Raw genomic sequence first — 3,248 nt, 5'->3', positions numbered from 1 at the left:
CAACGCCTTGCGAGAAAGGCTTGCTTGCGTGGACTCCCAGTCGTCATTGCGAGGAGCGAAGCGACGTGGCAATCCAGAAAAAGATTAAAAAAATTCTGTAAATCAGCATTTTTACTGGATTGCTTCGTCGAATTACTACGTAATTCTTCTCGCAATGACGATTTAGGTATCCACGCACGCAAGCCTCTCGCAAGAATGACATAAAGAAGTAAGAAAACATGTTAAAACTATTAACCCCCTATTATTTTAATAAATTATCAAAGGTTATAATACCTATATTAGCTATATCTACTTTTGTCATGATGATTATAGGTCTTTATTTAGCTCTAATAGTTTCGCCGGTAGATTATCAACAAGGGGAGTTTGTACGCATTATGTATGTTCATGTTCCTGCTTCTTGGATGGCCCTTGGTATTTATATTTTCATGGCAGCATGTAGCTTTAGTTATTTAGTATGGAAAACTACTATTAGCTATTTGCTAGCCGTAGCTTCTAGTTACGTTGGAGCTACTTTTACTTTGATTAGCTTAGTAACAGGTTCTTTATGGGGAAAACCTATATGGGGAACATGGTGGGTATGGGATGCAAGACTTACCTCTATGCTCATATTATTTTTATTATATCTAAGCTATATTATCATAGTAAATAGTGCGGATAATATAAGAAAAGCACAAAATCCTGCTTCTATTATCGCTCTTATCGGACTGATTAACATACCGATAGTAAAATTCTCGGTAAATATTTGGTATAGTCTGCATCAGCCTGCTAGTGTTTTAAGGCTAGGGAGTCCAACTATTCACTCTTCAATGCTAAAGCCTTTAATTATCATGTTTATCAGTTTTATATTATATTTTCTATTAGTATTACTTTTAAGAGCTTCTATATTAATCGACAAAATCAAAAACAGATAACAAAATGACCTATGTTATAACTGATGAATGCGTAAAATGTAAATATACCGATTGCGTTGACGTATGCCCTGTAGATTGTTTCTACGAGGGTGAATTTATGCTAGTTATCAATCCTGATGAATGTATAGATTGCGGTGTATGTGTTCCTGATTGTCCTATAGATGCTATCAAACCCGAATCACCGGAGTTAATAGAATGGGTAGAACGTGCAAAAGATTTTATAGAAAATAAAGGATGGAAAAATATTACCAAGAAAAAGCCTGCCTTGCCTGATGCCGATAAATTTAAAGATGAGAAAAATAAGTTTAATAAATATATAAATAATATGAATTAAATACGTGTGTTTCTTTTGTCACAAAACTTTATAAAAGCTTTATTATATGAATCTAATTACCGATTAAATATAGAACTAAAAAATATAATATGTTATATATGCCAATAAAGATAATGTTTAATTATTTAATTTGAGGTGCTAACCATGAAAAAGTTACTTTTAATAGCTGCTACAAGTGCAACAATTTTATCTTCTAGTATATCATTTGCTGATGACATGGGTAATGATTGGTATTTAAGAATAGATGCCGGTGCAACAATGTTTAATAAAGAAAAAGATAAGGCAACTGGTGTTAAATTAAAATCTAATACAACTGTTCCTGTTGATTTAGGTATCGGTTATTATATTTCCGAAAATTTTAGAGCCGATTTTACTTTAGGTACTATAATAGGTGGAAAATTAAAGAAATCTGGAGCTGCGACTAATACACCTTTTACCGTTACTAACACTTCAGCAAGCCATAAACCTACTATTACACGTTTACTTATTAACGGTTATGTAGATTTAACTAATTTTGATATGTTTGATGTTTTTGCCGGTGCCGGTGTTGGTCCTGCATTAGTTAAAGAGAAAATTACATATAATGGTATAACAGGTCTTTCATCTAACACTAAAAACAGAACTAATATCTCTTACAAGCTAACTTTAGGTACTTCTGCACAAATCGCCGACGGTGTTAAAGCAGAACTAGCTTATAGCTGGATAGATGACGGTAGAACAAAAAGTAAGAATGTAATTTACCAAGGAACAAGTGTACCAACTGGTGGCATGCGTTATCAAAGCCACAACTTAACAGCCGGTATAAGATTTGATATATAATTAACAAGAATATTAATAGTTTTAGGTAAGTCGTCATTGCGAGCAGCCATAGGCTGCGTGGCAATCTAGAAAAAATAATAAAAAAATTCTGTAAATCAGAATTTTTTACTGGATTGCTTCGTCAAGACTTGCAACTTCTTCTCGCAATGACGATGAGGTCAACCCGTGCAATTAGCTAGGATGACAACTCAGAAATGTCATTTAAAACTATTTTTATCGAATTTAGGTAAAAATTATTATCTAATATCGTTTTTACTAACAACTAATAAAATTTAAAGGAAAAATTTAACAATATGAAAAAATTACTTTTAATAGCAGCTGCAAGCACAGCACTTTTAACTTCCGGTCTTTCATGCGCTGATTGCGATATGAATTCTTCTATAGATTCATCTACTAATTCATCGATGTCATCATCTATGGAAAATCAATGGTATTTAAAACTTAATGCCGGTGGCGTGATTTTTAACAAAACAAAGCCTAAAGGTACAGATTTTAAATTAAAATCTAACACAGGTTTTACTGGTAATATCGGAGTAGGTTATTATATCATGGATAATTTAAGAACCGATTTAACAATTGGAACAGTAACAAATGTTCATTTGAAAAAATCAATAACTGAAAAAAATAGCTCAGGAGGTAGTTTAACTCAGTCAGTAAAACATAAGCCTACTATTGTAAGTGCATTACTTAACGGTTATGTAGATTTTGTTGATTTAAGTATGTTTAAAGTTTTTGCTGGTGCTGGTGCTGGGCTTGCAATGGTAAAAGAGAAAATTATAGGAAAAGATGTTGTTACAACTGCTAGTAGTAGAACTACAACTCTTAATGATCCTAACCTAACTATTAAAAATAAAACAAATTTTGCTTATCAATTATCTTTAGGTACTTCATTTGAAGTAGCACAAGGCGTGAAAGCAGAACTCGTTTATGCTTGGACAGATTACGGTAAAACAAAAAACACCACTAAAACTCTTGATGGAGTTCAATATAAATTTGGTGGAACCCGTTATAAAGGTAATAACTTAATGGCAGGATTAAGATTTGATATGTAATTTACATATTTAATCCTATAATAGAAGAAAAGAGTCTTTAGTTCTCTAAAGGCTCCTTTTTATTTGTATTGTTCCATGGTATCCAGTTAAAATGTAATAGTTGAGATTTAATCTTACATTTAGTAAAATTAA

The 3,248-nt window shown here is 32.2% G+C and carries 4 protein-coding genes; all 4 read left to right on the top strand.

Going from position 1 to position 3,248, the window contains the following annotated elements; translation table 11 throughout:
- The first annotated feature begins 218 nt into the window (after positions 1-218).
- Positions 219-911: a heme ABC transporter permease gene (locus KYQ89_RS00380; protein ID WP_218459829.1), complete on the top strand. Its 693-nt coding sequence runs from the start codon at positions 219-221 to the stop codon at positions 909-911.
- A gap of 4 nt (positions 912-915) precedes the next feature.
- Positions 916-1,245 carry a ferredoxin FdxA gene (gene fdxA / locus KYQ89_RS00375; protein WP_040256521.1) on the top strand — a complete coding sequence of 110 codons (330 nt, stop codon included), beginning with the start codon at positions 916-918 and terminating at the stop codon, positions 1,243-1,245.
- Between the two features lie 144 nt (positions 1,246-1,389).
- Positions 1,390-2,064 carry an outer membrane beta-barrel protein gene (locus KYQ89_RS00370; RefSeq protein WP_218459827.1) on the top strand — a complete coding sequence of 225 codons (675 nt, stop codon included), beginning with the start codon at positions 1,390-1,392 and terminating at the stop codon, positions 2,062-2,064.
- Positions 2,065-2,357: 293 nt separating this feature from the next.
- A complete protein-coding gene (locus KYQ89_RS00365) occupies positions 2,358-3,116 on the top strand; it encodes an outer membrane protein (protein ID WP_218459825.1) in 759 nt (252 codons plus the stop codon).
- The last annotated feature ends 132 nt before the right edge of the window (positions 3,117-3,248 follow it).

It is taken from the genome of Rickettsia sp. TH2014 (genome assembly GCF_019249195.1).
GTDB classification, from domain to species: Bacteria; Pseudomonadota; Alphaproteobacteria; order Rickettsiales; family Rickettsiaceae; genus Rickettsia; species Rickettsia felis.
The sequence above is the reverse complement of the archived record's forward strand: the minus strand, read 5'-3'. Positions and strand labels throughout refer to the sequence as shown.

Excerpts from the sequence above, each read along its gene's own strand:
- KYQ89_RS00380 (WP_218459829.1), top strand. The coding sequence starts at position 219 with ATGTTAAAACTATTAACCCCCTATTATTTTAATAAATTATCAAAGGTT.
- fdxA (WP_040256521.1), top strand. The coding sequence starts at position 916 with ATGACCTATGTTATAACTGATGAATGCGTAAAATGTAAATATACCGAT.
- KYQ89_RS00370 (WP_218459827.1), top strand. The coding sequence starts at position 1,390 with ATGAAAAAGTTACTTTTAATAGCTGCTACAAGTGCAACAATTTTATCT.
- KYQ89_RS00365 (WP_218459825.1), top strand. The coding sequence starts at position 2,358 with ATGAAAAAATTACTTTTAATAGCAGCTGCAAGCACAGCACTTTTAACT.